Raw genomic sequence first — 1136 nt, forward strand, 5'->3', positions numbered from 1 at the left:
AACAAAGGAAAGCATGCACCTGCTTTATAATTAGGAGCTATAATGAACTATAAAATAAAAGAATTAAAAAATACTTGGCAATTTCCATTTAATAGATCTAAAGAAATTATAAAAGATACTTTTTCTATAGTACAAAAATATGCTAATAATAATATGCTTGAAAAATATCGTGATTATATCAAGAAAAATACTTTTAATGAAGATTATCCTTTTAATATATTTGAACTTATTTCTGATACATATTATAAAGAAAATTTTCATTCTGATATAATAGCAAAACTTTTAGAGCATGAAACAGTATTAAAACATTTTCTTGATTTTATAAATATTGATGCTTCTAAATATTTAAATAATGATTATTCAGTTGTAAGAGAAAAAAATAAAATTGATATTTTAATAAAAACTGATACTGATACAAACTGTATAATAATAGAAAATAAACTTAGATGGGCTAAAGATATGAATGAACAATTATCAAGATATTATAATAATTGCCTAGAAAATAATTTAGAAGTTGATAAAATAGTATATTTATCTCCTGATATATTAAAACAGCCTACATCTCAGTCTATAAAAGATATACCAAAAGAAAAAATCAAAATAATATATGGATATGATGGAGAAGATGAAGACTTTTATACTAAAGTAATAGAAAATAGTTTAAATGATTTTATAGAAAATAATGAAGCTAAAGAATGGATATTATTAGCAGATCATTATTTAAAAATATTAAGAGAAACAGGAGTAACTAAAATGGATAAATTAACACAAGATTTTTATAATGAGATAATAAAAAATACTGATGAATACGAAAAAATAAAATTGATAGTAGATATGTATAATAATTTGATTGTAACTCGTATCAATAACTTAGTTTCAAAATTTCAAGGTGCTAATTGTGACAATGAATGTTTTTACAGAGATTTTGAAAGCAAGAAAAGAGGACTCAATTATGCTATAGATATATATATCTATAATGATTATAGTTGTTTTAACTTATTTTCAAGAGGAGAAAATACTGGAGATGATCCAAAATTAATAAAAAAATGGGAGCAGGATAATAAAGATATAGAGGCTTGGCTTAAAAAACATAATTTATTTGATGATACTTTTTATTTTGAAGACAGATGGAAAAA

The 1136-nt window shown here is 22.0% G+C and carries 1 protein-coding gene; it reads left to right on the forward strand.

From position 1 onward, the window contains the following. Positions 1-42: 42 nt before the first annotated feature. Positions 43-1136 (forward strand): PD-(D/E)XK nuclease family protein (locus tag EZH24_RS12285; RefSeq protein ID WP_137999346.1); only part of this gene is annotated, 1094 nt, incomplete at its 3' end.

This window comes from Brachyspira catarrhinii (assembly GCF_005518285.1).
GTDB lineage: Bacteria > Spirochaetota > Brachyspiria > Brachyspirales > Brachyspiraceae > Brachyspira > Brachyspira catarrhinii.